The sequence below is a fragment of the Chryseobacterium sp. FP211-J200 genome, assembly GCF_001643375.1.
Classification (GTDB): Bacteria; Bacteroidota; Bacteroidia; order Flavobacteriales; family Weeksellaceae; genus Epilithonimonas; species Epilithonimonas ginsengisoli.
The window spans coordinates 42,076-65,511 of sequence record NZ_LSHB01000009.1; the positions used below are offsets into that span (position 1 = coordinate 42,076).

The window sequence follows — 23,436 nt, forward strand, 5'->3', positions numbered from 1 at the left end:
TTATTGTCTTAAAACATTTCTCAAAACATTACAGATATTTTAATAGAACTCATTTGACGTTATGCTTTGTTAAAGATGTACAGAGACGTTGAAATTAATTTCTAAATTTGAATGTAAGTATTGTAAAGACGAATAATCGAGAGTAGATATAAAGTTTTAAATTCCTTTTTTTGAAAAGAATAATTATGGACAAAACATCAGAAGAAAAAATTCATATTGGTTTAGTATTGGCGGGCGCAGTAACAGCTGGAGCCTACACTGCCGGTGTCTTGGATTATCTTTTCAATACCTTATTTATTTGGGACGAGAAGTATAAAGAAGATCCGACCACTACACCCAAACCCAATGTGGTTATTGATATTTTCACAGGAGCATCTGCGGGAAGTATTGCTGCAGCGGTCGCACTCATAGGACTCGCTAAAGATTCTTTGAAAGAAGTCATCGATCCATATTCCAAGGAAGCTTCTGATAATCTGTTGTTTGATACTTGGGTCAATTTCGGTTTGAAGTCTGAAGAGGAAATCAGCGAATATCTGTTCTCCGCTGCAGACCTGGAAGAAGGTAAATTGGACGCTCTGCTCAATGTCGAGTTTATGGACCATCTTATCGATAAGATCGTGATGAAGGCCAGATCGATCGAGGTCAATATATTGCCAACTTTCATCAATCCAAATCTGGATGTCCTTTTTACTTTGAGTAACTTGAAGGGAATTCCCATCGATTTGTACTTCGATTCTGACAAAAAAAGGGTAGCGCACACGATGTCCTACCACAAAGCATTTGCCTATTTCCAGAACAACAAACCTACAAGTGATGTGTCCAAACTCGACCTGGATCTTGGTGATGAAAACTCTCTTCGATTCTTTCTAAAATGTGCCAGGGCAAGCGGTGCATTTCCAGTTGGTCTTAAAAGTATTTCTTTTACCGGGATTCCCAAAGATTATATCAATGCCAACCTTAAACGTATTTTTGGTGAAGGCTTCAAATTCGTTCCCAGAGTAGAGGAGGAATACAGTTTCACTGCGGTAGACGGAGGAATGACCAACAATGAGCCAATAGCAGAAGCGTTGAATGTCATTGGAAAGGAGTTCAATAAAAATTATAAGCTGATCATGATCGATCCTTTCCCCAATTTCATACCCGAGAATCCATTTGCAACCAAGGATGTCAAAGAGGATCTGTTCCACATCATTCCACAACTGATATCCACGCTGAGACATCAGGCTTCTTTCAAAGAAAGGGATATCAGTGAGATGTTCGACGACAATACCGACAAAAATATGATCTGGCCGACACGCTATGATAAAAATAAAAAGCCACTGAAAAATACCATTGCATGTGGCGCATTGTCGGGTTTTTCGGGTTTCATCCATAAGTCGTTCAGGGTGCATGATTTTATGTTGGGGAGAAAGAACTGTCAAAGTTTTCTGCGTTATTATTTCCACCTCAATGAAGCGCAACATCCATCAGCTTCGGAATGGACCTCTTCCCTGAAAGATGCCTACGCCTTTGTCGATAGACACACGGATGAGATCATGTTGCCTATTATTCCAGATTTCCGGATAGAATCTAAAAAGATTGAAAACAACAGGACTTATTTTGATCCTTACATCAATGAAGACAATACCAAAGGTCTGGTGTTTCCGTCCATCGATTATCAGAAAGACATTGTTCCCTTAGAAAAACTAATGAACAAAAGAGTGAAGGGAATTGTGGATATTGCCTATGACCATCTAAGGAAAAAAGATGATGAGGCAACTGTACCAATTGTCAAAAAAAGGAATGAACTGGTTTTCATCAAAAATTTCAAGATCAGGTTGTGGAGAATCCTTGGTTATACTTTTATGAAAACCGTAGGAAACCGCTTCATTGCAAAAACCGTCTCGAATAAACTGACCAACATTCTAATCGAGGAGCTGTTCAAATACAAACTTTTAAAATAAAATGCCATGGAGACCAAGTATGGATTTACAAAGATGACCTCAACGGAGTTTGAAAGTTATATTTCAAAATTAAAGATTGCCAGAACAGTACTTTCTGTTCAGCAGCATCATACTTACATCCCGTCTTACAATCATTTTAATGGTAAAAATCATTTGGAACTGCAAAAGGGGATGAAGAATACGCACATCAATGCCAACGGCTGGGCAGACATAGGTCAGCACATTTCTATTTTCCCCGATGGTTCTGTGGTGACAGGTCGAAGTTTCGAAAAGTCACCGGCCTGCATCTATGGCAGCAATGCCAATCATTTTTGTATTGAAAATGTGGGGAATTTTGACAAAGGTGGAGACCAGATGACCACTCAGCAAAGAGAAGCCATCATAACCGTAACTGCAGCGTTGCTCAAAAAATTTGGACTAATTCCCAATACGAACACGATTGTCTATCACCATTGGTTCAACCTCTCCACAGGTGCCAGAAATAATGGAAGTGGCAACAACAAATCTTGTCCGGGAAGCAATTTCTTCGGCGGTAATAAAGTAGAAGACTGCAATAGAAATTTTATCCCGTTGATTGCCGAAGCTTTATCGATCAAAAGTGCAAACCCGACATCCAAAGTTTTAAAATACGTGGTGGTGAATACAGAAACGCTTAACATCAGAACTGGACCATCTTCCTCAAACGCAAAAGTAAAAGACAGAAAACCGGAATTGTTTGGCAGTGTTCTAAGAGTGTACAAAGAAAAGGATGGCTGGTTCAAAGTGTCTTCTTCAGCGGAGCATTTGGTTTCAGGCAGATTTACCAATGAGGTCAAAAGGGCTTTGGTGAAATCCGATATTCTAAATGTGAGGGCCGGTGCCGGAACTTCATTTCCAAAAGTGGGCAGTTTAGATAAAGGGACAGAGGTTTTTATTTATAGCCAAAAAGATGGCTGGTCACAGATCGCGATGGATGACCAATGGGTAAAGGATTCTTTTATTGAGTTGACTTCTTAAATTATATTGCTCAAAAGTTGTTTAATTTTAAGTATCTTCCTTAAGTATTTTAATTTTCTGAACAGAAGGAGATCAATGACCATTATTCATTTAGTAACAGACAATTTTAAATTAATCTGACATGAAAAATTTTTCACAATTGAATGCCCAAGAAGCGGTTGCATTGTACCGATCAATGGATCTGAAGGCCGAAGCTGAAGAAATTTTAAATCAAAATCCCAACGCCGATCTGGAATCTGTTGCGTGGCCTTGGAACAGGGAACCGAGAGCTTGGGAGCATTCTTCTTATGCCTTTGGTTTTATTCCGGAAAGCAGCTCTACGGAAACTTCGCTCAAGATCGTTGAAGCTCGGAACGTTTCTGCGGATGAATCCCTCAAGAATACACAGGTCAACATTTCATTGGATTACTTTCGTGCCTATGAATATCCGGGGAGAGGTAAGCATCGGGTGTTGTTCAAATTCAATGCAAAGAACTATCTGACAGATTCTTCGGAGCAGGATCTAAGTTTCAATCAAATCTTCTCCATACAGGAAGGACAGAATGCACCGATCTCCGGCTATCCCATCTTTATTGGTTTAAATACAGGAAAACAGCTGATGCAGTTTGATGTAGAGATCATCAATGTTTCCAATGACAATGATGACCAGCTTTTGGACACCATGGAAAAAGGAGTTGTCAAGAATGGCATAACCTTGCTCGGAACGCTGAATCCCATCATTCCGATCTTAAGCGAATATGCGACAGGCATTACAAAATTAATAGCCGGTCGCAATAGGAACAGGGAGATCACAGCTCCCAAAATGGGACTTTATTTTGATAATATCGCCTCTCATCTCAAAATGGCAAGAGGTGTTTACATTGCGTTACAGACCTCAGATCCAGGATCATTTGACTGGAGCAAATGGCATTACAATAGAAATTTTGGGACTATTCAGTCTTTATATGGAGTACATAAAGAATTGCCGTTCAATTACTTTGCGTTCAGTATCAGCTAAGCAGATTTACATTTGTAAGTGAATCTTAAGAGCTTAGTTTTTTACGAGTGATTGGCTTGTATGGAATTTGTGACAACCCAAATGATAATTTAAATCTAAGAAAAAATATAGTTCAAATAATTTTCAACAGATTCATAGTCATTGACCTGCAGTTTTTTCTTGAGTCTCATCTTGCAAGCTCTTACGCTTTGCGGAGAAATACCAAGGCTGTTTGCCATTTCGTTGCCATTCAGTTTCAATGTCATAAGAACCAAGATTCGTATTTCTGCCTCTGTAACAGGAATGTTGCTCTGCTTGATCCTTTTGAAAAAATCTGGATATATTTCTGCAAAGCGCTTCTTGAATTTGTCCCAACCGTCATCGGTAAAGATCTTCTGTTCCAATAGTTCATTGACCTCATCTTCAATGTCTCTCGGTTCTTTGTCTGGCTCTTGCAGTTTGCTGATGATGTTGTTTTTATCAGTAAGGTCGATGATGTAGGTCCTCAGGTCGTCTTCTTTTATTTGAATGATCTGTTTTGAGGTTTCAAGTTCTGCTTCAAGCTGTTTTTTTCTGAATTTGATGATTGACAAATAACGGTAAATAAAAAATGCCGAGACCAACAAGGCGATCATCACACAGGCTCCGACGAACATAAAACGGTCATTGGCAATTTCCTTTTCATTTTGCAGGTTTTTGATCCGGAGATTTTTGACCTCGATTCCCAAATTGGCTTGAAACTGAGATAGGATTTTACTTTGATTGGCCTTCATCAGGCTTTTTTCGATCTCATTGTGTTTTTTGAAATAGTACAATGCAGAATCAGGCATTTTAAATCGATCAAAATTGTGGGAAAGTTCATAAAGACCCTCGCTTATACGAACTTTGCTTTTGGTCTTATAGCTTATTTTAAGGCATTTTCTGGCGGCGTCAAGAGCCTTTTCCTTTTTTCCTTGCTTAGCATAAACTGTACTCAGATTTTGATAGGCAACCGCCTTGCCTTCCAGATCATTTATTTTTTCACACTGCTCTAAAGATAAAAGGTAGAATTTCAGAGCTTCATCATAGGCTCCAGAATATCTGTAGATCTGACCTTGATTATTGTAAGCCGTTGCCAGATCATGAGGTTTGTTGATTTCCTTGAACAGCCTGATCGCTTCATTGTTTTGGATAAATGCTTCCTCAAAATTTCGTTGTTCTTTTAGGATCAATGCCCGGTTCGTGTGCGTTAAACCCAAAAGCCTTTGCATTCCATTTTTTTCCGCTAATGCCGCTGATTCTGTATAGCATTCTAAGGCGGCCGTGTTGTTTTCAAGCCGCCAATGCACCAATCCGAGATTGTTGAGTAGGGTAGCGGTTTCTTTTTCATCACCGGAGGCTTTTACTTTTTTATAAGCCTTAGTGAAATAATTAAGTGCTTCCTGATAGTTTCCAAGATGCCATTGCTCATCGCCAAGCTTCCTGAAATTGCCTGATTCGTCTTTTGCAGAATGGTTTTTATTAGCAACAGATTTAGCGCCTTCATCATTGCAGAAAACGGCAAACAGTAAAATTAAAAACAGGAATAGTATTGGATTTACTTTATTCATCTTCAGCATAATAATCCAAATTTAAATTTTTATACTGCGTAAACAAAAAAAAGGCTCTGGATATTTACCCAGAGCCTTTGATTTTAGTAATCAAAACTATTTGATGATCATTTTCTTGGCTTGTTTGATGCCAGAAGATTCTAATTGATAAAAGTAAATGCCGGTTGGTAAACCTTTGGTATCAAATGTTATGAGGTTACGCCCCGCAGGATAAACCGCCGAAGCTATTTCCCTGATCAAGCTCCCTTGCGTATTGTAAAGTCTTATGACAACCTTTCCACTACTAATGAGAGTAAATGGAATTGTTGTGCTATTTGAAGCAGGATTGGGATAGTTTTGACCTAGCGCATCTTTTGTTGTCGAAGAATTTAAGTCATCCGAAAGACTCAGTGTTTCGTCATGCTCTGTTTCAAAAAAGTAAAGCCCTTTGAAAAAAGATTGGTTACTCACGCTGCCTGCCAGCAAAAGCCTGCCATCAGAATGTGGGATAAGCTTCTGTCCAAAAAACTCAGCATATTCTGGTCCGTTGAAAAACGTCTCTCCTTTGTTTTGTCCGTCTTTATCGATTTTGATCAAGGAAGCAATTGGAAAAGGCTGGTTAAAGATCTTGTGAGGGAACGGATCGATAAGAACTTGATCCATAACATAACTCACATCAGAAGCATCGATATGGAAATCGTTGTAGTAACGCATGTTTTCTGATGCGAAATTCCAAAGTTCATCACCAGAAGCATTGTATTTTACCAAAGTATTATTAATGTCACCATTAAGTGCAAGGCTGTAACCTACCATTGCAATATCGCCGTTGCTGAAAGGTTTTATGGTGTATGAGCGCTCATCTCTGTCAGCATCACCGAAGGTCTTGCTCCAAAGTATATTTCCTGTTGCACTTATTTTTGCTGTAACAATATCGTCAGCATAAGTTTCTTTATTTTTCGCATAACCATTAACATAAATACTATTATCCTCAGCAATATACAGGTCCGTCCCATAAGAGTTTGAACCTTCAATGGTTACGGGAGCGATCCAGCCTGGCGTTCCATCCGCATTGAACTGAACGGTTGTCAGGTCGACATTTTCGGAGATGAAGCTACCGTTACCGTGTGAACCTGTAAGTATTAGTCGGTTGTTGGAATCCACCTTTCCGGAATTGATTCTATAAATGTTATTATCACTTGATCCAGGCATATAAGTTTTCCAGGCAAGAGAGCCGTCAGCAGCTAATTTAATTCCTAAAAAAGAACTTGAACTACTTCCTTCTGTTTGTTTACCAGTACCAGCAAGATAAACCGATCCGTCTGCCTGAGGTTCCATCACATAGACCTGAGGATTGAAAATTTCAATGTCCTTTGACCAGATCTGATTGCCCTCCGGTGAAAGTTTCATCACTTTTAAAGCTGGAGGATTCTGCTCAAAACCAGGCAATAGACAAACATAAGTGTTTCCGTTGGCATCGGCTCTTGCTACAATACCTTCCGCAGCATTTCCATTTTCTGAATTAAAGACGGCATCCCAAACTATATTTCCTTCGGTATTGTGTTTTACGAGGAAGTAATTGTTATTAAGCATTCCATCGGCATAGTTATAATACGAACCTGTCGAAAACGTGTTGCCATTCTTATCATTGAAAGAATTGAGCAATGTCGCATCCTTGGTTCCTAAGTTGGCGTAAGTGGCGTTCCACTGTGGTGTTGGACTGGTGGTTTCAAAGGTTGATTTTACAGTTTCAAAGACAGCGCCTTTGTCAGTGTAATAGGAATTGACAGAGAAATAGATATTCCCGTTAGCATCAGTTCTTGCTCCCGCCATTTGTCCCATACTTGCCATTCCTGTGGATGTAGAGATAACAAAAGCAGATTGCCCCAAAAGTTCTCCATCCGCTGAATATTTGTAGGCACGAGCTGCAACATCCTGTTCCCATTCTTCTGCGCCTGGCGTCATACCATTGGCTGAGGTTATAATATTGCCTTCTTGGTCAAAGGTTAGAGAAGCATTATTAATGTCGATGAGATCACTGGTTTCTTTGCTCCAATTCTCTTCACCATTATTGGTATAAGAAAGTAATACAGTTCCGTCATCTGAAAATCCTCCTGAATGGCTGCCTGCTACATACAATGCATTATTGTTAAAGCCTATTTTCCAACCCATTGTTCCTTCGCTCTCGCTTCTGTAAGTTCGAACCCATTCTTGCTGGCCTTCAGAATTATATTTGATGGTTCCAATTCGGTTAAGGAAGGTGTCAAAAGTTCCGGTCACATAAACATTGCCGTCGCTGTCTGTAGTTATGGCCCGTGCTACAGAGTTGGTGACGTCAGCAATATTCTCAGGGTCGGTACTTTCATAATTATAATCCTGTTCCCAAAGCTTCGAACCGTTAGCATTATATTTGATCGTATGGTAATTTAGCCAGCCTTCTGAATTGGGACTATAGCCTGTGACCAAAACATTTCCGAAGGTATCTACTGCTACGGCTGTTGCTTCATTCCAGTTTTCTCCCCCTGCCGGATTTTCTGTATGGTGCCACTGCTCAACACCGTTGCTGTTATATTTGATGGTCACAAAATCACTAGAATTTCCGGACCATGCAATTCCGGTGATGTAGACGTTGCCATTGGCGTCCGTGGTCATGCTGTTTGGAACATCAAGTCCTTCCTTACCGTTATCAAAGGTCGTATCCCAAATTTTGGAACCGGAAGTGTCATATTTCACTACCCGGATATCCATATCGTTACCATTCCATTTAAGACCAGATACAATGATATTTCCCAAATTATCAAAGCTGATCTGCATTCCGTATTCTACGGCAAACTGTGCCGCCAGCTCCCGTTTTTGCCAAAGTGTCTGTCCATCTGGCCCGATCTTGATCGTAAATAAGTCTCCAGACGATTGGTTTTCGTTAGAGCTTCCTCCTGTAATATAAGTATTTCCCAGACCATCTGTAATTGAGGCGTAAGGGACATTATTGCCTTTGTAGGCTTCGCCACCGTAGAACTGGTTCGTCTTAGTTGATATTTTTGATTCGGGTATTGACAGGCCCATTTGGGCTAGCATTTTTTGTTGCGGATCAAAAGAGGTTTTGTACCCATCGTTTGCTCTGAAAGAGCTCCATCGGGATAGTAAAGAAATGCTGCCATTCTTTTGAGAAGCGAGGTAGCCGTTTTGTTTTTTTAGATTTGTGCTTTGTGCAGCAGCACCAATACTGATGGCTGTAGACACAAAAACAACAATGGATCTGATAGTAAATTTCATCTAATACAATTTAATTTTGTTAGGTAAATTTATTCCAAATATCATTCTTTAATTGGCTTACAGTGTTGACAATGCTGTTGACAAATGATATTCTATGATGATATCGGCTTGATATTGGTCTGTTTTTGAGAGCTTATTATTTCCACGATTAGGACTTGAAGAATATAAATAGTTTAGGCAAAGCCACTGGATTAATTAATTGGATTTTTTTTGATCGACTTCAGATCAAAACCTCAATTTTTTCAGTATTGAAGCTCCTCAGAAAACACAAAACCCACTTTATAAGGTGGGTTTTACGACTTAATTTTAATAATAGATATTTCTATTGATGATCTTCAGAACTTCCTGCTTTTCAATATTTTTTATGTTGCGGATGACGGTTTCTACCCGAAGGACTATTATAGATGCCAGTTGTTGTCTGGTCAATGTTATTTCGTAGGAATAGGAACTCTTATCTGGGCTGAAGCTTTTATGGTAGTCCAAAACACCCCTGATCCTGACATCTGCTTACAGGGGAAACATCTTTCATCAAAATTATGATCAATCATGGTCTTTATCTGCGACAAAAAAATCGTCTGCATTCTCCGCGATCGGAATGTATAGTCTTTCCCACGCCTTGCTTCTCACCATATCCCAACTGTGACCTTTTCCTTTCAGATCTTCAGCCAGAAGCACAGTTCCAGGTTTGATGATAAAAGTAGAACCATCCGTCACTTTGAATCTGATATTTCCCTTCAGAGTGATCACATATTGTCTTCTTGGAGCGGGATGCGCATTTTTTTCCCAATCTTCTGTCTTGTTGCTCATCCAGAATGTGGTCGTGTTCAGATGTTTCAAAGTAGGAATTCTGCCTTTCTCGAAGGTACAAGAACCATCAGGATTGTTGATGAGCCTCACTGCAGGAATATATTCTTTCGATTCTTCCTTATTGACCTTGATGCTGAGGTTTTTGTTTTCTTTGTCTTGTGCTTTCATTACGAATGAGCTTAGTGCCAATGCGAGGCATATTCCTTTGATGAATTTTTTCATTTTAAATATAATAATTTATTAATTGTAAACAGTATCATAGACCAACATTTTCTCAAACATTGGCTTGTATTTTTTAACTAAAGCCAAATGCTCTGGTAATTTCCCGTAAGCTTCCAGTTCTTCCAGAGAATCAAATTGCATCGCGCAATTGTAGCTGTAAGTGCTGTCTAGAACTGTTCTCGGACTGGATCCTGCTGGTTTTCCGTAACGTAGATTTTTTTGATAAGGAAGTTTTTTAAGACCTTCGAAGAAATTTTCGAAGTCTTTCACTTCTGCTGCGGAAAGGTCTTTTCTAAGCCAGAAGAATAAATTGTGAGCGTACACTTTTGTAGGTTTTATGGGATTGATATTGGGTAAAACTGATGCGAATAGGGTTCCTGATAAAAGTAGCAGGGCAGAAGCCTGTACGGATCGGAACAAGAATTTTCTTCTTTCCATTTTATTTATTATTTTTAATTAAAATCAATTCTATATTTAAGGACAAACTGCCATTGTCTGTCAGAAACAACACCCTTGTTTAATGCATCTCCAGTGAAAATCGGTCGGTTCTGCGCATCAAAGGTCAATCGGGAAGACATGCCGTTCATTAGTAATGATATTCCGGCGTCATAAACAATCGCATTATCCTGAAGTCCTTTCAGATTGGACAATTGCATCCCAACTGCGGGCTGTAGTTGTAGGTTCTTTTTGTCTTTATTAAAGTAAGGAAGCGTGCCACCAACTTGTACGTAATAGGTGTTTCCAGTCCCGATCACAGGCATTGCATTTCCAGCACCATTGAGACTTGCCTGTGAAGCATTCACGGAAGTTGCGGGATTATTGGTCCCAACGTAGCGAACATAGTTGGGGCCGTAATCATTGTACATCGCCATCCCATATGCACTTATGGATGTTCCTTTGTCTTTGTTGATAGGTGCGTCATAGAAAAGGTCGACCGCATAATTCTGCATATCATCATTCAGAACATTGTTATCAAAGTACTTGTGCCAAGTTGCATTGTGGATGTAATCGAAACCTGCTCCCAAACTCAAGACCTTCTTTTTGCCGCCATAAGTCCCGGAATTGAAAGGTGTTGTGATATTTTCTTTGTCAAGAAATGCATATCGGAAATAACCTGAAAAATCTTTACCTGGCGCGTTTTTGCTGAAAGTAGCAACATTCACTTTTGGTTCAGCGGTCGCCATTGTGTAAGGATCTGCAACTACCAATCAGTAATCAAATCTTCCCAATTGGCCTTTCGCATAAACGCTTAATTCTCTTACCGTAAAATCTGTTGCTCCAGCGTTGGAAGTAGCATAGGCAGGAAGGTCATACAACAAAGTGTTCAAAGGTCCAGTTGTGAATCTTGATAGACCTCTCCAAGTGGAACGCCCAGCCCCGACCGCAATTTTATCATTAAAAGCATACTCCGCGTAAGCATCCAAAAGGTCGATGTAATTGCTTGCTTTCGCATTCATATTCACGTTGGTGGTTCCGGCCTGTAGAACGAACATCAGTTTTTCCGTCGGTTTGTAGGTCATCTTTACTCTCACCCTTCTAAGAGACAGATCGGAAACATCAGATTTTGCCTGGTCGTTGATAAGACTTCCTGGATTCAGCTGGGTGTATCTTGCCCACAATTCTGCATAGCCGCTGAAGGAAACGTAGCGTGTATGTTCGTCATTCAGATAATGCGTGAGTCCCGGATTATTAAAGTCATTTTTTTTCTGAGCCTCCATTTTGGCTGACATTCCCATGATGGTAAGTATGGCCAGCCCTGCTTTGATAGATTTTTTGTTCATAATATTGATTGTCCTCTTTTTGTTGATTTCAACGGGACAAAATTACTTTCGGAAATCCCGGGTCGTCGTTAGAAAACCATTAGAAAATCTTTAGAAATTCATTAAGAATAAAAATATGAGATACCTTTGCAGAGAATTTAAAGGACGATGATAATCAGCTGATTGATATTGGGGATCTTGAAGTTTGTCCTGTAACAATGTTCATATGAAGGTTTTAATTATTGAAGATAATGCCCGTGTTTCCGCACTTTTGAAAAGAGGTTTGGAAAGTCAGGGTTATCAGATCTATATTTCGGAAGACGCGGAAGATGCGTTGGTAATGGTCGATAAAATAGTGTTCGAGCTTGTGATCACAGACATTATGCTTCCCAAGATGAACGGAATCGAATTAAGCAGATTGATCAAGAAAAAAAATCCAGAACTTCCCATCATTATGCTGACCGCACTAGGAACGATCGATGAAAAGATCGAAGGTTTTGATGCAGGCGCAGACGATTATATGGTGAAACCTTTTGAGATCAGAGAACTCTACGCCAGAATAAAAGCGATCTTATTAAGGAAATCAACTTCATCACAGAAAAATGAACTTTCGGATCACATCGAATATAAAGATCTAAAAGTGGATAAAAATACCAACCGTGTTTTCCGAAATGAAAAAGAGATCAATCTTACGCCCAAAGAGTTTAAACTATTGGTTTTTCTAATGAGCAACGCCGATAGGATACTGGCTAGGGACGAGATTGCGGAGAATGTCTGGGGAAATCATTTTGATACCGGAACCAATTATATCGATGTTTACATTGCTTACCTCAGAAAGAAAATCGATAAAGATTTTGATGAAAAACTGATTCATACAAAACCTGGAGTAGGTTTCATATTCACTGATCAATTATGAAAATTGCTACCAGAACAGCACTCAGTTACGCATTGTTGACTGCTGGGATCCTTTTCGTTTTTGCGTACGTCTTGTATTTTGTTTCCGAGAAGAATAGGGAAGACGAGTTCAATGACCGATTGGGCTACAAGATCATTTGGCGCTCTGAGTTTATATTTGATGCGAAAATTCCTAATTCGAAGATCAAAGAACTCCACGAGCGCAACAAAAAAATGCTGAACGAAGCTGACATCAGTGTTTACAACAGTGACAGGAATTTGATCTTCACAGATATCACGCCTTCCTCCAAAAATCAGCATTACCTAGATAAACTCATCAGGAGTGGAAAGAACAGGATGACATGGCTGAGAAGAGAACGGCAGTACATGGCAATCAAATACGAGTCTGGTGGCGCCAATTATTACATCATTGGAAGTGCGGTAGATGTGACAGGAAAAGAACATATTTCGGAATTTAAGGATGATGTAATTGTTGTATATTTTATTTCCATCGCTGTCATTTTCATCATAGGTTTTCTCTTTTCATATTACACCTTGAAACCTTTAAAAGATATCATTCTCCAGATCCGCGATATTTCGGAGCATAATCTGAACAAAAGATTGGTCATTCCAAAAGCCAAAGACGAGATCTCTGAACTGGCGGAAACTTTCAATTCGACTTTTAACAGATTAGAAAAATCATTCAACAACCACAAGCAGTTTGTGACGACCATTTCGCACGAATTCCGAACGCCGCTTTCCACATTGATAGCCGAGCTGGAACTGGCAAAGGAACTTAATATTACCTTGGATGATTACAAACTGTCCATTGATAATGCTTTGCAGGACGCCAATCATGCATCGCAGCTTTCATCGGCACTTTTGGATTTTGCGCGGGCAAGTTATGACGTTTCGCAGATCAGTTTTACGGATGTTCGTTTGGATGAGGTGCTGGCAGATGCGAAAGTTGCATTGCTACAAAAAAATCAGGATTACAAGATCGGGATCAATTATATGGATAATCTCGCAGACAAAGATGAGAGCAATTATGATTTTAACGGAAATCCTTACCTGCTCCAGATCGCTTTTCTCAATCTGATGGAAAATGCCTGCAAATATTCGCCAGACAAGTTTTGTAATGTAGAGATAGAAGTTCAAAAATATGCTTTGGAGATTCGCTTTATAGACCGTGGAATAGGAATTTCGGAGGAAGATCAGTTAAATATCTTTGATCTGTTTTACCGTGGAAATAATAAAAATTACGGCAAAGGCAACGGAATCGGTTTATCTATTGTCAAAAGGATCATAGAGATCCATCAGGGAGAATTGGAAGTTGCATCTGAACTGAAAGTAGGAAGCGTTTTCAAAATAAGGCTGCCAGCGAAGAAATGATCATGATATGAATGATCCAATTGGAATTTTGTTTTACTGGCCTAATGTCATTTTTACCAAAGTTTATCATTTTGATAGGTTCTTTAATATTTATCTTTGTCCATAATTTTTTGCAGAGTGAACAAAATACTTATCATCGACGACGAGGAAAAAATAAGAACCTTGCTTTCCCGAATTATCGGTTTGGAAGGCTTTGAAGTTTTCCAGGCCTCTGATCTGAAAAACGGAAAAAAAAGACTCGAGGTTTCTGACATCGATGTTGTGATATGTGATGTCAAGCTTCCTGACGGCAGTGGTGTAGAATTTTCCAAGTTTATCAAAGACAAATACCCGTCACTGGAGATCATCCTGCTTACCGCTTTTGGAAATATTCCCGATGGCGTGCAGGCTATCAAAAATGGCGCCTTTGATTACATCACAAAAGGGGATGACAACAACAAGATCATTCCATTGGTTTACAAAGCCATCGAAAAAGTTGCCTTGAACAAACGGGTCCTTCAATTGGAAAAACAATTGGGAAACAAATATTCTTTTGATGCGATCATCGGTAGATCAAAACAGATAAGGTCGGCCATAGAATCCGGAAAAAAAGTGGCGGTTACAGACGCTACAGTGCTGCTCACAGGCGAAACTGGAACTGGAAAAGAAGTTTTTTCGCAAGCGATCCACAATGCGAGCAACCGAAGCAAACAGAATTTTGTCGCGGTCAATTGTTCTGCATTCAGCAAAGAATTACTCGAGAACGAATTGTTCGGGCACAAAGCCGGTGCTTTTACTGGTGCGATCAAGGATTCCAAAGGGATTTTTGAAGAAGCCAACAATGGAACTGTTTTCCTGGACGAGATAGGAGAAATGCCTCTCGATCTGCAGGCAAAACTGCTGCGGGTATTGGAATCAGGCGAATTTCTGAAAGTTGGCGATAACAAAGCGACGAAGGTCAATGTCAGAATTATTGCGGCCACCAACCGAGATCTGGAAAAAGAGATCGAAGCCGGGAACTTCCGAGAAGATCTGTTTTATAGGATCAATATTTTTAATATTTCGCTACCATCACTTAGGGAAAGGGTTTCGGATATCGAGGAGTTGGCGCATTACTTCCTGAAAAATTTTTCTCTCAAAACGGGAAAGAAAATTAATTCAATCAGTCAGGAATACCTTGAAGCCCTAAAACACCATCCTTGGAAGGGCAACATCCGCGAACTTCGGAATGTGATAGAGAGAAGTGTGATCCTGACCGATGGTTCCGAACTGGAATTGACCTCGCTTCCATCAGATTTTCAAAATGTTAATTCCAATATTTCCGATAACAAAAGTTTGTCGGCGTTCTCTCTTGCAAGCGCAGAAAAAATTCAGATCCAGAAAACTTTGAACTACACCAAAGGAAACAAGGCAGAAGCAGCCCGATTGCTAGAAATTGGTATTGCCACGCTTTACCGCAAGATCGAAGAATACAAAATTTCATAAGATCATTATCATATTGAGAAAAAGCCTATCATTTTGATAGGCTTTTTTATTGGTCAAAAATTCATTTTTAATTTTAATGTATTGATTGTTTGTTAGTTATTGACTTTGGTTGCTAGTGGGAATATTTATTGGCATTAGTGATTCAAAACAATTACTAAAATGAATCACACAGAAGCAATACAGGAGATCATACAAGTGGTTCCGGATTCCAAAGCGGAGTTCGAAGAGGTTTATAAAACCAAAAATTCCTTTATGGTGATCAATGTCTTTACAAGACAGATCAGAAACCTTATCAGGAAAGGTGAAACCACGATTTTGATCCGGTCATTCGACAAAATGGATGACCTGTACCAAAAGGGCGATCAGGCTCTGAAAAATGCGGTGGAAAATGTATTTGTCTATTCTTTGGACAGCCTGACATTTTCCTGCGACAACACCTACAAAAATTTGATCTTTTCAAAAATGCCAACAGGTCTGCATCAGGCCTATCTGCGTCAGATCTACAAATCAGGCTTTTAAAACAAGCCATATCATGCATAGAAAAATAATAAAATCGGGAAACTGGGAAAGCTGGAAAAGATCCAAAACCAAACATGACTTTGAGATTCTCATCATCAATGTTGCGGTGATCCTAAGTGTTTTTGTGTTTGCAGCAATTATTCAACCCTAATAAGTATACCATTATGACAACGATTTTAATTCTCTTGGGAGCAACGCTCTTTTCGATTTTTTTCCTATTGATAAGAACATTCGAAAAAATTTGAGCGATGCAAAAGATCAATCAAAAAAAGACAGTGGAATATCTGAAGGCTTTTTATCCTGATATCAGGAATGAAATTACCAACCTCTCGGACCGCAACAATTTTGCTGGGATCATGCAGACCACGGTCGATCATATGAAAGATCTTCTGGGACAGACCAAGATCCAGTCTGTGATCCGCAATGTCAAAAGAATGGACTGGATCTACAAACGAGGCAATTCCTATGTGAGATACCTGATAGAAAATATCTTCATCAGATCATTTGAAAGCCTGAAAAGAAAAACAAATCCGCAGCAATGGCGATTTCTCTTCCAGGAGATTCCCGCAGATTTTAAGAACATTTATATGGAACAGACAAGAAAAGACCATCAATTAATCAACAGATCATGATCACATTATTCATCATTGCCATTGCCGTTTTTGGCTACATAGGCTACGTTTTGATCAATCCGGAAAAATTCTAGAAACGATGAACAAAAGGACTAAAAATGAAATGAAGGACTGGCTCAGGATATTCGGCTGGATTTTTTTCGTCATCGCATTCCTCTTTATCATCATTAAGATCAAAACAATCAATTAAATTTTTAAAGAAACTATTAATAAACGATTCTATAAAATGGACAAAGAAATATTAGGAATTATATTGATGTTCGCCCTCGCAGTCGGTTTTGCACTGCCGCTCGGCCGCTACATCTCAAAAATTTTCGGAAACGAAAAAACCTGGCTGGACAAGCTGTTAAATCCTGTAGACCAATTATTCTACAAGATCTCGGGCATCGATCCTGAAAAAGAAATGACCTGGAAACAGCATTTGACCGCCTTATTGACCATCAATCTTGTATGGTTTTTGGCAGCGATGTTCGTTCTGACCAATATGAGCTGGCTCCCGATGAATCCGGACAATAATCCATCGATGAGTGGTGATCTGGCTTTCAATACCGCGGTCAGTTTTGTCACCAATACCAATCTTCAGCACTATTCGGGAGAGACTGGAATGTCCTATCTCGGACAGTTGACCTTGATGCTTTGGCAGTTTATCAGCGCCGGATGCGGAATAGCTATAGCAGCTGTTGTATTTTTTGCGATGAAAGAAAGAACGACCGATAAGCTCGGGAATTTCTACTTCTTTTTCGTGAGAAGCTGTACAAGGGTTTTATTTCCTATTGCAGTGGTAGTTGCTTCATTATTAGCATTCAATGGTACACCGATGACTTTTGAGGGCAAAGATTCCATCATTAATTTACAAGGTGATAAAGTAGAAGTTAGCCGTGGTCCTGTGGCAGCATTTGTAGCCATCAAACATTTGGGAACCAATGGCGGTGGATTTTTTGGTCCCAACTCCGCGCATCCTTTAGAAAATCCGAATTATTTTACAAACATTGTTGAGATTGTAACTCAGATGCTGATTCCGTTGGCGATGATATTCGCAATGGGATTTATTATTAAAAGAAGAAAACTCTCATGGACAATTTTTGGCGTCATGACGGTTGGTTTTTTAATGCTGATGATTCCAACAGTGATTTCTGAGGTCAATGGCAATCCTGCGATTTCCGATATGGGAATTTCTCAATCGATGGGAAATATGGAAGGGAAGGAAGTCCGTTTTGGTTCTGCAGCTTCTGCTTATTGGAGTATTGCGACAACTGTTATTTCTACAGGAAGTATCAATTCTATGCACGACAGTTTTATGCCACTCAGCGGAATGAATCAATTGCTTGGGATGATGGTCAATTGCTTCTACGGTGGTGTTGGCGTCGGTTTCCTGAATTTCTACATCTTTATCATTCTCGCCGTTTTCATCAGTGGATTGATGGTAGGAAGAACACCGGAATTCCTAGGTAAGAAAATCGAAGCCAGAGAGATGAAGATCGCGATGATCATTGCGCTTCTGCATCCACTTTTGATCCTGGCAGGAACCGCGATTGCAAGTTATACTTATGCGAATAATCCCGAAGCTTATGCCAGTTGGCTCAATAATCCAGGCTTTCACGGCTTCAGCGAAATGCTGTACGAATTCACATCGTCAAGTGCCAACAATGGAAGTGGTTTTGAAGGTTTGGGAGACAATACACCGTTCTGGAATATCGCCTGCGGAATCGTGATGTTGATGGCAAGGTATCTTCCGATTATCGGCCCAGTAGCCATTGCCGGAAGCCTCGCTGCCAAAAAATACATCCCGGAAAGTGCTGGTACTTTGAAAACCGACACACCAACTTTCGGACTGATGGTCTTCGCCGTTATCGCACTTGTTGCTGCGTTATCTTTCTTCCCGGCTTTGGCTTTGGGACCTATCGCAGAACATTTTTCACTTAAATAATTGAATTAAAATGAAAGGAAATCAAAATAATTTGTTTCAGGCCGACTTGGTGAATGAAGCATTGAAACAGTCTTTTATAAAACTGAACCCATCCAAAATGTTCCGTAATCCCGTAATGTTTATGGTGTGGATAGGAACATTGGTAATGGCTGGCGTGTGTGTCTGGATTGCGCTTGGCGAAAAAGATCAAGGTAGTTTGATCTATAATATTATCGTAACTGCTGTCTTATTTATCACCTTGCTGTTCGCCAATTTTGCAGAAGGTATCGCAGAAGCAAGGGGAAAAGCACAGGCAGATTCACTCAGAAAAACAAGAGAAGAAACGCCTGCAAAATGGATACAGCCGGTGGGGGAAATTTTTAATGATGAAATCACCATCGTTCCTTCTTCTCAACTTAAAAAAGGCGATGTGTTCCTTTGTGAACCAGGCGACATTATTCCATCAGACGGCGAGATCATCGAAGGTCTTGCAACAATCGATGAAAGTGCGATCACTGGAGAAAGTGCACCCGTGATTCGTGAGTCCGGCGGTGACAAAAGCAGCGTGACAGGAGGAACAAAAGTACTTTCCGACAGGATCAAAGTCAAAGTGACCACAGAACCAGGCGAAAGTTTCCTTGACAAAATGATTGCTTTGGTAGAAGGGGCGAGCAGACAGAAAACACCAAACGAAATAGCCTTAACAATTCTTTTGGCTGGTTTCACATTGGTATTCATCATCGTAACTGTAACTTTAAAACCTTTTGGAGATTATGCCCACACGCCGATTACGATCGCCGCTTTTATTTCGTTGTTTGTGTGCTTGATTCCAACTACGATTGGTGGACTTTTATCAGCCATCGGAATTGCCGGAATGGACAGAGCCTTGAGAGCCAACGTGATCACAAAAAGTGGAAAAGCAGTGGAAACTGCGGGTGACGTGGATGTTCTTTTACTGGATAAGACAGGAACAATTACCATCGGAAACAGAAAAGCAACCCATTTTCATATCGCAAATGGAATCGATGAAAAACATTTCACAAAAGCCGTGGTCTTAGGTTCTATGGCGGATGAAACACCGGAAGGAAAATCCATCATAGAGCTGGCAGGAATTGATCCTAAAACTTATGAGATCAACAATCCTGAGTTTATCAATTTCACAGCGGAAACCAGAAGTTCAGGTGTGGATTATGACAACATCAGAATCAGAAAAGGCGCTTCAGATTCAATCAAAAACTTAGTTGAAAATGCGGGTAATTCTTTCCCAAAAGAAACGGAAGAAGCGGTGAAAACCATCTCCAGCAACGGCGGAACACCATTGGTCGTTTCCGAGAACGAAAAAGTATTGGGTGTCGTGGAGCTTCAGGATATCATCAAACCAGGAATCCAGGAACGTTTTGAACGCTTGAGAAAAATGGGGATCAAAACCGTTATGGTAACTGGAGACAATCCTTTGACTGCCAAATATATCGCTGAAAAGGCGGGCGTAGATGATTTTATTGCCGAAGCCAAACCGGAAGACAAGATGAATTACATCAAAAAAGAACAGGCAGAAGGTCGATTAGTAGCAATGATGGGAGACGGAACCAATGATGCGCCAGCTCTCGCCCAAGCCGATGTAGGCGTTGCGATGAACAGTGGAACACAGGCTGCAAAAGAGGCCGGAAATATGGTGGATTTGGACAACGACCCTACGAAGTTAATCGAGATTGTGGAAATCGGAAAACAATTGTTGATGACCAGAGGAACGCTCACGACTTTCAGTATTGCGAATGATGTCGCTAAGTATTTCGCAATCGTTCCAGCACTTTTCATCGCCTCGATTCCGGCTTTGCAGGGACTGAACATTATGAACCTTCATTCTCCGGAAAGTGCCATTCTGTCGGCTGTTATCTTCAATGCGATCATTATTCCCGTCTTGATTCCGCTGGCTTTGAAAGGTGTGGCTTATAAACCAATTGGTGCAAGTGCATTGCTCAGAAGAAATCTTTTGATCTACGGTCTGGGCGGCGTTTTGATTCCATTTATAGGTATAAAAATTATTGATCTTATTGTAGCACTGTTTATTTAAAATGATTTGGGCAGCTGTTCCGTCCTCCGTTCCCGCTATTTTTTGCCCAGCTTTTCCAGCCACAAAAAATGAGCTCCACTCAGGCCGGGCTGCAGATTCAACATCAAAAGACGTAACAACATATCATCGAATATTAAAATTAAATCAAATGAAACAACATATTCTTCCTGCTTTAAAACTGACATTGGTTTGTCTGCTGTTTTTCTCAGGATTTTACACACTCATCATTTTCGGGATCGCGCAGTTTTCTCCAAACAACGGGAAAGGCGAAATCGTAACTGTTGGTAACAAAAAATATTACACAAATGTGGGACAGGCATTCACGAAAGATCAGTATTTCTGGTCACGTCCGTCAGCTGTAGATTATAATGCTGCAGGAGCCGGCGGAAGCAACAAAGGACCTTCCAATCCTGATTACCTGAAAACTGTTCAGGAAAGAATTGATAATTTTATCAAACACAATCCTGAAGTTTCAAAAGCCGATATCCCGTCTGATCTGGTTACCGCCAGCGGAAGTGGACTGGATCCAAACATCTCTGTTCAGGCAGCTGATGTTCAGGTGAAAAGAATTGCGAAGATCAGGAATGTTAATGAAAACAAAATTCAAGATCTGGTAGCATCCAATACAGAAAAACCTTTTCTAGGATTATTCGGAACAGAAAAGATCAATGTCCTAAAACTCAATATCGCGCTTGACGGTTTGAAATAATTAAAAAAAAGAATAATAGAAATGAAAAAAATAGCTTTACTGACATTGTCGATGTTAGGAATATCAACACTTCTTTTTGCACAGGAAGAAACTAAAAGTCCTCTTAAAATAAGCGCTTACGCTGAGGTCTATTACCAATACGATTTTAATAATCCTGAAAACAACATGCGCCCGGGTTTCATATACAGCCACAACCGGAACAACGAGGTCAATTTGAATCTTGGATTCGTAAAAGCCAATTACAAAACCGAAAGATTGCGCGCCAATCTAGCTCTGGCAAACGGAACTTATATGAATTCCAATTATGCTGCAGAACCCGGCGTTCTCAAAAATATTTACGAGGCTAATGTTGGTTTGAAAATTTCGAAGACCAAAAATCTTTGGGTCGATGCCGGAATTATGCCGTCACACATCGGTTTTGAAAGTGCTATCAGCAAAGACTGTTGGACCTTGACAAGAAGTCTTTTGGCCGAAAACTCACCTTATTACGAAAGCGGCGCAAAAATTTCCTACACCAGTGATAGTGGTAAATGGCTTTTGAGTGGATTGGTTCTGAATGGCTGGCAGAGAATTCAGCGTGTGGACGGGAATTCCACTGTCGCTTTTGGACACCAATTAACCTACAAACCGACTGATAAAATCATTTTGAACAGCAGTTCATTCATCGGAAATGATAAACCGGACAGCATCAAACAGATGCGCTATTTCCATAATCTGTACGGAATTTTCCAGCTGAGTAAAAAGTTGGCTTTGACTACAGGTTTTGACATCGGCGCTGAGCAAAAGATAAAAGGCAGCGAGCAGTACAATGTTTGGTTTTCGCCTGTGATCATCGCAAAATATGCAGCCACAGACAAGTTGAGTTTTGCAGCAAGAGGCGAGTATTACAGTGATGAAAAAGGCGTCATCATTGCGACGGGAACACAAAATGGATTCAAGAACTTTGGCTATTCTTTGAATGCGGATTATTGGATCCTTCCAAATCTGGTGTGGCGTACAGAAGTGAAAAATCTCAGCAGCAAAGACGATATTTTCCTCGATCGGGATGATCATTTGAATAAAAATAATTTTATGGCGGTGACATCACTGGCTGTAAGTTTTTAATAGTTTCCATATTACCAAATCCCTTGTTGAATTTTTGACAAGGGATTTACCTAAATTTGATATAGATAATCTGTTATGGATGAAAAAAGGTCAGCTCAGGATTTTCTTAATTTAATAAAAAAATCAAGGCGCGGGAAATTCAAGATCTACATTGGGATGAGTGCTGGTGTGGGAAAAACGTATCGGATGCTTCAGGAGGCACATTCGCTTTTAACTAATGGCATCGATGTGAAAATCGGATACATCGAAACACACAATCGGAAAGAAACGCATGCTTTGCTAGACGGTTTACCAATTATTCCCAGAAGAAAATTATTTTATAAAGGTAAAGAGCTGGAAGAATTGGATGTTCAGGCGGTGATAAACCTTCGTCCGGAAGTCGTGATCGTGGATGAATTGGCGCACACCAATATCGAAGGCAGCAAAAACGAAAAACGCTGGCAGGACGTGATGGAAATCCTGGATGCTAGCATCAATGTCATCAGTGCGGTCAATATCCAACATATCGAAAGCCTGAATGAAGATGTCAAAAACATAACGGATATCGAAGTTAAGGAACGCATTCCAGATAGCGTTTTGGCTCAGGCAGATGAGGTCGTGAACATCGATTTGACCGCCGAAGAATTGATTGACAGATTGAAAGCAGGCAAAATCTATGACGCTGCAAAGATCAATTCGGCGCTCAACAATTTCTTCAAAAATGACAATATCTTGCAGCTTCGGGAACTGGCTCTGAAAGAAGTGGCTTCCCAAGTTCAAAGGAAAGTAGAAACCGAAGTTTCAAATATTAAAAATATCAGGAAGGAAAAATTTCTGGCTTGCATCAGTTCCAACGAAAAAACGGCTAAGAATGTCATTAGGAAAGCAGCGAGACTAGCCAATTATTACAACAGCAAATGGTATCTTCTCTATGTTCAAATCCCGAGAGAAAGTGCAGATAAAATAGCACTCGATAAGCAGCGTCATCTGATTAATAATTTTAAATTAGCCACAGAATTGGGAGCAGAGATCATCAAGGTAGAAAATGCCAATGTCACAAGAGCAATCATACAACAATGCGAAGAGCGGAAGATTACAACTGTTTGTATCGGAAAACCGCATCTCAACCTCTGGAAAATCATTGTTGCAACCGACACTTTCAATTCGCTTCTAAATAAACTTTCAAAAGAGAACATCGACTTGGTAATTTTAAGTTGAATTAAA

General features: G+C 40.1%; 22 protein-coding genes. 15 read left to right on the forward strand and 7 right to left on the reverse strand.

All coding sequences use genetic code 11. The features are described 5' to 3' along the window. Positions 1-185 precede the first annotated feature (185 nt). From AXA65_RS03200 to AXA65_RS03210, 3 genes are all read left to right on the forward strand, one after another. Positions 186-1,943 carry a patatin-like phospholipase family protein gene (locus tag AXA65_RS03200; RefSeq protein ID WP_063968695.1) on the forward strand — a complete coding sequence of 586 codons (1,758 nt, stop codon included), beginning with the start codon at positions 186-188 and terminating at the stop codon, positions 1,941-1,943. 6 nt (positions 1,944-1,949) lie between these two features. After that, positions 1,950-2,939 carry an SH3 domain-containing protein gene (locus AXA65_RS03205; protein ID WP_063968696.1) on the forward strand — a complete coding sequence of 330 codons (990 nt, stop codon included), beginning with the start codon at positions 1,950-1,952 and terminating at the stop codon, positions 2,937-2,939. Positions 2,940-3,060: 121 nt separating this feature from the next. Further along, positions 3,061-3,936 (forward strand): hypothetical protein, encoded by an 876-nt coding sequence (locus AXA65_RS03210; RefSeq protein ID WP_063968697.1) that lies wholly within the window; start codon positions 3,061-3,063, stop codon positions 3,934-3,936. 95 nt (positions 3,937-4,031) lie between these two features. Here the strand turns inward: AXA65_RS03210 and AXA65_RS03215 are convergent, their stop codons facing one another. The 7 genes from AXA65_RS03215 to AXA65_RS03240 all read right to left on the reverse strand — a co-directional run bounded on the left by AXA65_RS03215 (position 4,032) and on the right by AXA65_RS03240 (position 11,563). Further along, complete coding sequence (locus tag AXA65_RS03215; protein ID WP_063968698.1) at positions 4,032-5,513, reverse strand: tetratricopeptide repeat protein; 1,482 nt, start codon at positions 5,511-5,513, stop codon at positions 4,032-4,034. 87 nt (positions 5,514-5,600) lie between these two features. Next, positions 5,601-8,753: a T9SS type A sorting domain-containing protein gene (locus AXA65_RS03220; RefSeq protein ID WP_063968699.1), complete on the reverse strand. Its 3,153-nt coding sequence runs from the start codon at positions 8,751-8,753 to the stop codon at positions 5,601-5,603. Between the two features lie 306 nt (positions 8,754-9,059). Next, on the reverse strand, positions 9,060-9,236 hold the full coding sequence (locus AXA65_RS19810) for a winged helix-turn-helix domain-containing protein (protein ID WP_165596558.1): 177 nt from the start codon (positions 9,234-9,236) through the stop codon (positions 9,060-9,062). Between the two features lie 57 nt (positions 9,237-9,293). Further along, positions 9,294-9,782 carry a hypothetical protein gene (locus AXA65_RS03225; protein WP_063968700.1) on the reverse strand — a complete coding sequence of 163 codons (489 nt, stop codon included), beginning with the start codon at positions 9,780-9,782 and terminating at the stop codon, positions 9,294-9,296. An 18-nt stretch (positions 9,783-9,800) separates the two neighbouring features. Next, a complete protein-coding gene (locus AXA65_RS03230) occupies positions 9,801-10,220 on the reverse strand; it encodes a Dabb family protein (RefSeq protein WP_063968701.1) in 420 nt (139 codons plus the stop codon). Positions 10,221-10,234: 14 nt separating this feature from the next. Next, complete coding sequence (locus AXA65_RS03235) at positions 10,235-10,990, reverse strand: hypothetical protein (RefSeq protein ID WP_063968702.1); 756 nt, start codon at positions 10,988-10,990, stop codon at positions 10,235-10,237. Continuing rightward, positions 10,991-11,563: a porin gene (locus AXA65_RS03240; RefSeq protein WP_063968703.1), complete on the reverse strand. Its 573-nt coding sequence runs from the start codon at positions 11,561-11,563 to the stop codon at positions 10,991-10,993. Between the two features lie 205 nt (positions 11,564-11,768). Between AXA65_RS03240 and AXA65_RS03245 the strand changes: the two genes are divergently transcribed. The 12 genes from AXA65_RS03245 (at position 11,769) to AXA65_RS03290 (ending at position 23,430) form a co-directional block, all read left to right on the forward strand. Further along, positions 11,769-12,458: a response regulator transcription factor gene (locus tag AXA65_RS03245; RefSeq protein WP_063968704.1), complete on the forward strand. Its 690-nt coding sequence runs from the start codon at positions 11,769-11,771 to the stop codon at positions 12,456-12,458. After that, positions 12,455-13,828: a sensor histidine kinase gene (locus AXA65_RS03250; RefSeq protein ID WP_063968705.1), complete on the forward strand. Its 1,374-nt coding sequence runs from the start codon at positions 12,455-12,457 to the stop codon at positions 13,826-13,828. The genes AXA65_RS03245 and AXA65_RS03250 overlap by 4 nt, the downstream gene beginning before the upstream one ends. Before the next feature lie 117 nt (positions 13,829-13,945). Further along, positions 13,946-15,292, forward strand: coding sequence for a sigma-54-dependent transcriptional regulator (locus AXA65_RS03255; protein ID WP_063968706.1), 1,347 nt, complete (start codon positions 13,946-13,948; stop codon positions 15,290-15,292). Positions 15,293-15,451: 159 nt separating this feature from the next. Further along, positions 15,452-15,811 (forward strand): hypothetical protein, encoded by a 360-nt coding sequence (locus tag AXA65_RS03260; protein ID WP_063968707.1) that lies wholly within the window; start codon positions 15,452-15,454, stop codon positions 15,809-15,811. A 13-nt stretch (positions 15,812-15,824) separates the two neighbouring features. After that, on the forward strand, positions 15,825-15,962 hold the full coding sequence (locus AXA65_RS19815; RefSeq protein WP_165569371.1) for a hypothetical protein: 138 nt from the start codon (positions 15,825-15,827) through the stop codon (positions 15,960-15,962). A gap of 97 nt (positions 15,963-16,059) precedes the next feature. Continuing rightward, positions 16,060-16,443, forward strand: coding sequence for a hypothetical protein (locus tag AXA65_RS03265; protein ID WP_063968708.1), 384 nt, complete (start codon positions 16,060-16,062; stop codon positions 16,441-16,443). Next, on the forward strand, positions 16,440-16,517 hold the full coding sequence (locus AXA65_RS20520; protein WP_074719383.1) for a potassium-transporting ATPase subunit F: 78 nt from the start codon (positions 16,440-16,442) through the stop codon (positions 16,515-16,517). The genes AXA65_RS03265 and AXA65_RS20520 overlap by 4 nt, the downstream gene beginning before the upstream one ends. 152 nt (positions 16,518-16,669) lie before the next feature. After that, the gene (gene kdpA / locus AXA65_RS03270) at positions 16,670-18,370 is read left to right on the forward strand and encodes a potassium-transporting ATPase subunit KdpA (RefSeq protein WP_063968709.1); all 1,701 of its coding nucleotides are present in this window, start codon (positions 16,670-16,672) and stop codon (positions 18,368-18,370) included. Between the two features lie 10 nt (positions 18,371-18,380). Continuing rightward, a complete protein-coding gene (kdpB, locus tag AXA65_RS03275) occupies positions 18,381-20,420 on the forward strand; it encodes a potassium-transporting ATPase subunit KdpB (protein ID WP_063968710.1) in 2,040 nt (679 codons plus the stop codon). Positions 20,421-20,568: 148 nt separating this feature from the next. Next, positions 20,569-21,129: a K(+)-transporting ATPase subunit C gene (locus AXA65_RS03280; protein ID WP_063968734.1), complete on the forward strand. Its 561-nt coding sequence runs from the start codon at positions 20,569-20,571 to the stop codon at positions 21,127-21,129. 21 nt (positions 21,130-21,150) lie between these two features. After that, positions 21,151-22,233, forward strand: a complete 1,083-nt coding sequence (locus tag AXA65_RS03285; protein ID WP_063968711.1) for a porin — start codon at positions 21,151-21,153, stop codon at positions 22,231-22,233. Between the two features lie 75 nt (positions 22,234-22,308). Continuing rightward, positions 22,309-23,430 (forward strand): histidine kinase, encoded by a 1,122-nt coding sequence (locus AXA65_RS03290; protein WP_063968712.1) that lies wholly within the window; start codon positions 22,309-22,311, stop codon positions 23,428-23,430. The last annotated feature ends 6 nt before the right edge of the window (positions 23,431-23,436 follow it).

Coding starts and splice junctions, on each gene's coding strand:
- AXA65_RS03260 (WP_063968707.1), top strand. CDS start 15,452: ATGAATCACACAGAAGCAATACAGGAGATCATACAAGTGGTTCCGGAT.
- AXA65_RS03250 (WP_063968705.1), top strand. CDS start 12,455: ATGAAAATTGCTACCAGAACAGCACTCAGTTACGCATTGTTGACTGCT.
- AXA65_RS03285 (WP_063968711.1), top strand. CDS start 21,151: ATGAAAAAAATAGCTTTACTGACATTGTCGATGTTAGGAATATCAACA.
- AXA65_RS03280 (WP_063968734.1), top strand. CDS start 20,569: ATGAAACAACATATTCTTCCTGCTTTAAAACTGACATTGGTTTGTCTG.
- AXA65_RS03210 (WP_063968697.1), top strand. CDS start 3,061: ATGAAAAATTTTTCACAATTGAATGCCCAAGAAGCGGTTGCATTGTAC.
- AXA65_RS03245 (WP_063968704.1), top strand. CDS start 11,769: ATGAAGGTTTTAATTATTGAAGATAATGCCCGTGTTTCCGCACTTTTG.
- AXA65_RS03215 (WP_063968698.1), bottom strand. CDS start 5,513: ATGCTGAAGATGAATAAAGTAAATCCAATACTATTCCTGTTTTTAATT.
- AXA65_RS03200 (WP_063968695.1), top strand. CDS start 186: ATGGACAAAACATCAGAAGAAAAAATTCATATTGGTTTAGTATTGGCG.
- kdpB (WP_063968710.1), top strand. CDS start 18,381: ATGAAAGGAAATCAAAATAATTTGTTTCAGGCCGACTTGGTGAATGAA.
- AXA65_RS03240 (WP_063968703.1), bottom strand. CDS start 11,563: ATGAACAAAAAATCTATCAAAGCAGGGCTGGCCATACTTACCATCATG.
- AXA65_RS03220 (WP_063968699.1), bottom strand. CDS start 8,753: ATGAAATTTACTATCAGATCCATTGTTGTTTTTGTGTCTACAGCCATC.
- AXA65_RS19815 (WP_165569371.1), top strand. CDS start 15,825: ATGCATAGAAAAATAATAAAATCGGGAAACTGGGAAAGCTGGAAAAGA.
- AXA65_RS03225 (WP_063968700.1), bottom strand. CDS start 9,782: ATGAAAAAATTCATCAAAGGAATATGCCTCGCATTGGCACTAAGCTCA.
- AXA65_RS20520 (WP_074719383.1), top strand. CDS start 16,440: ATGATCACATTATTCATCATTGCCATTGCCGTTTTTGGCTACATAGGC.
- AXA65_RS03265 (WP_063968708.1), top strand. CDS start 16,060: ATGCAAAAGATCAATCAAAAAAAGACAGTGGAATATCTGAAGGCTTTT.
- AXA65_RS03290 (WP_063968712.1), top strand. CDS start 22,309: ATGGATGAAAAAAGGTCAGCTCAGGATTTTCTTAATTTAATAAAAAAA.
- AXA65_RS03205 (WP_063968696.1), top strand. CDS start 1,950: ATGGAGACCAAGTATGGATTTACAAAGATGACCTCAACGGAGTTTGAA.
- kdpA (WP_063968709.1), top strand. CDS start 16,670: ATGGACAAAGAAATATTAGGAATTATATTGATGTTCGCCCTCGCAGTC.
- AXA65_RS03230 (WP_063968701.1), bottom strand. CDS start 10,220: ATGGAAAGAAGAAAATTCTTGTTCCGATCCGTACAGGCTTCTGCCCTG.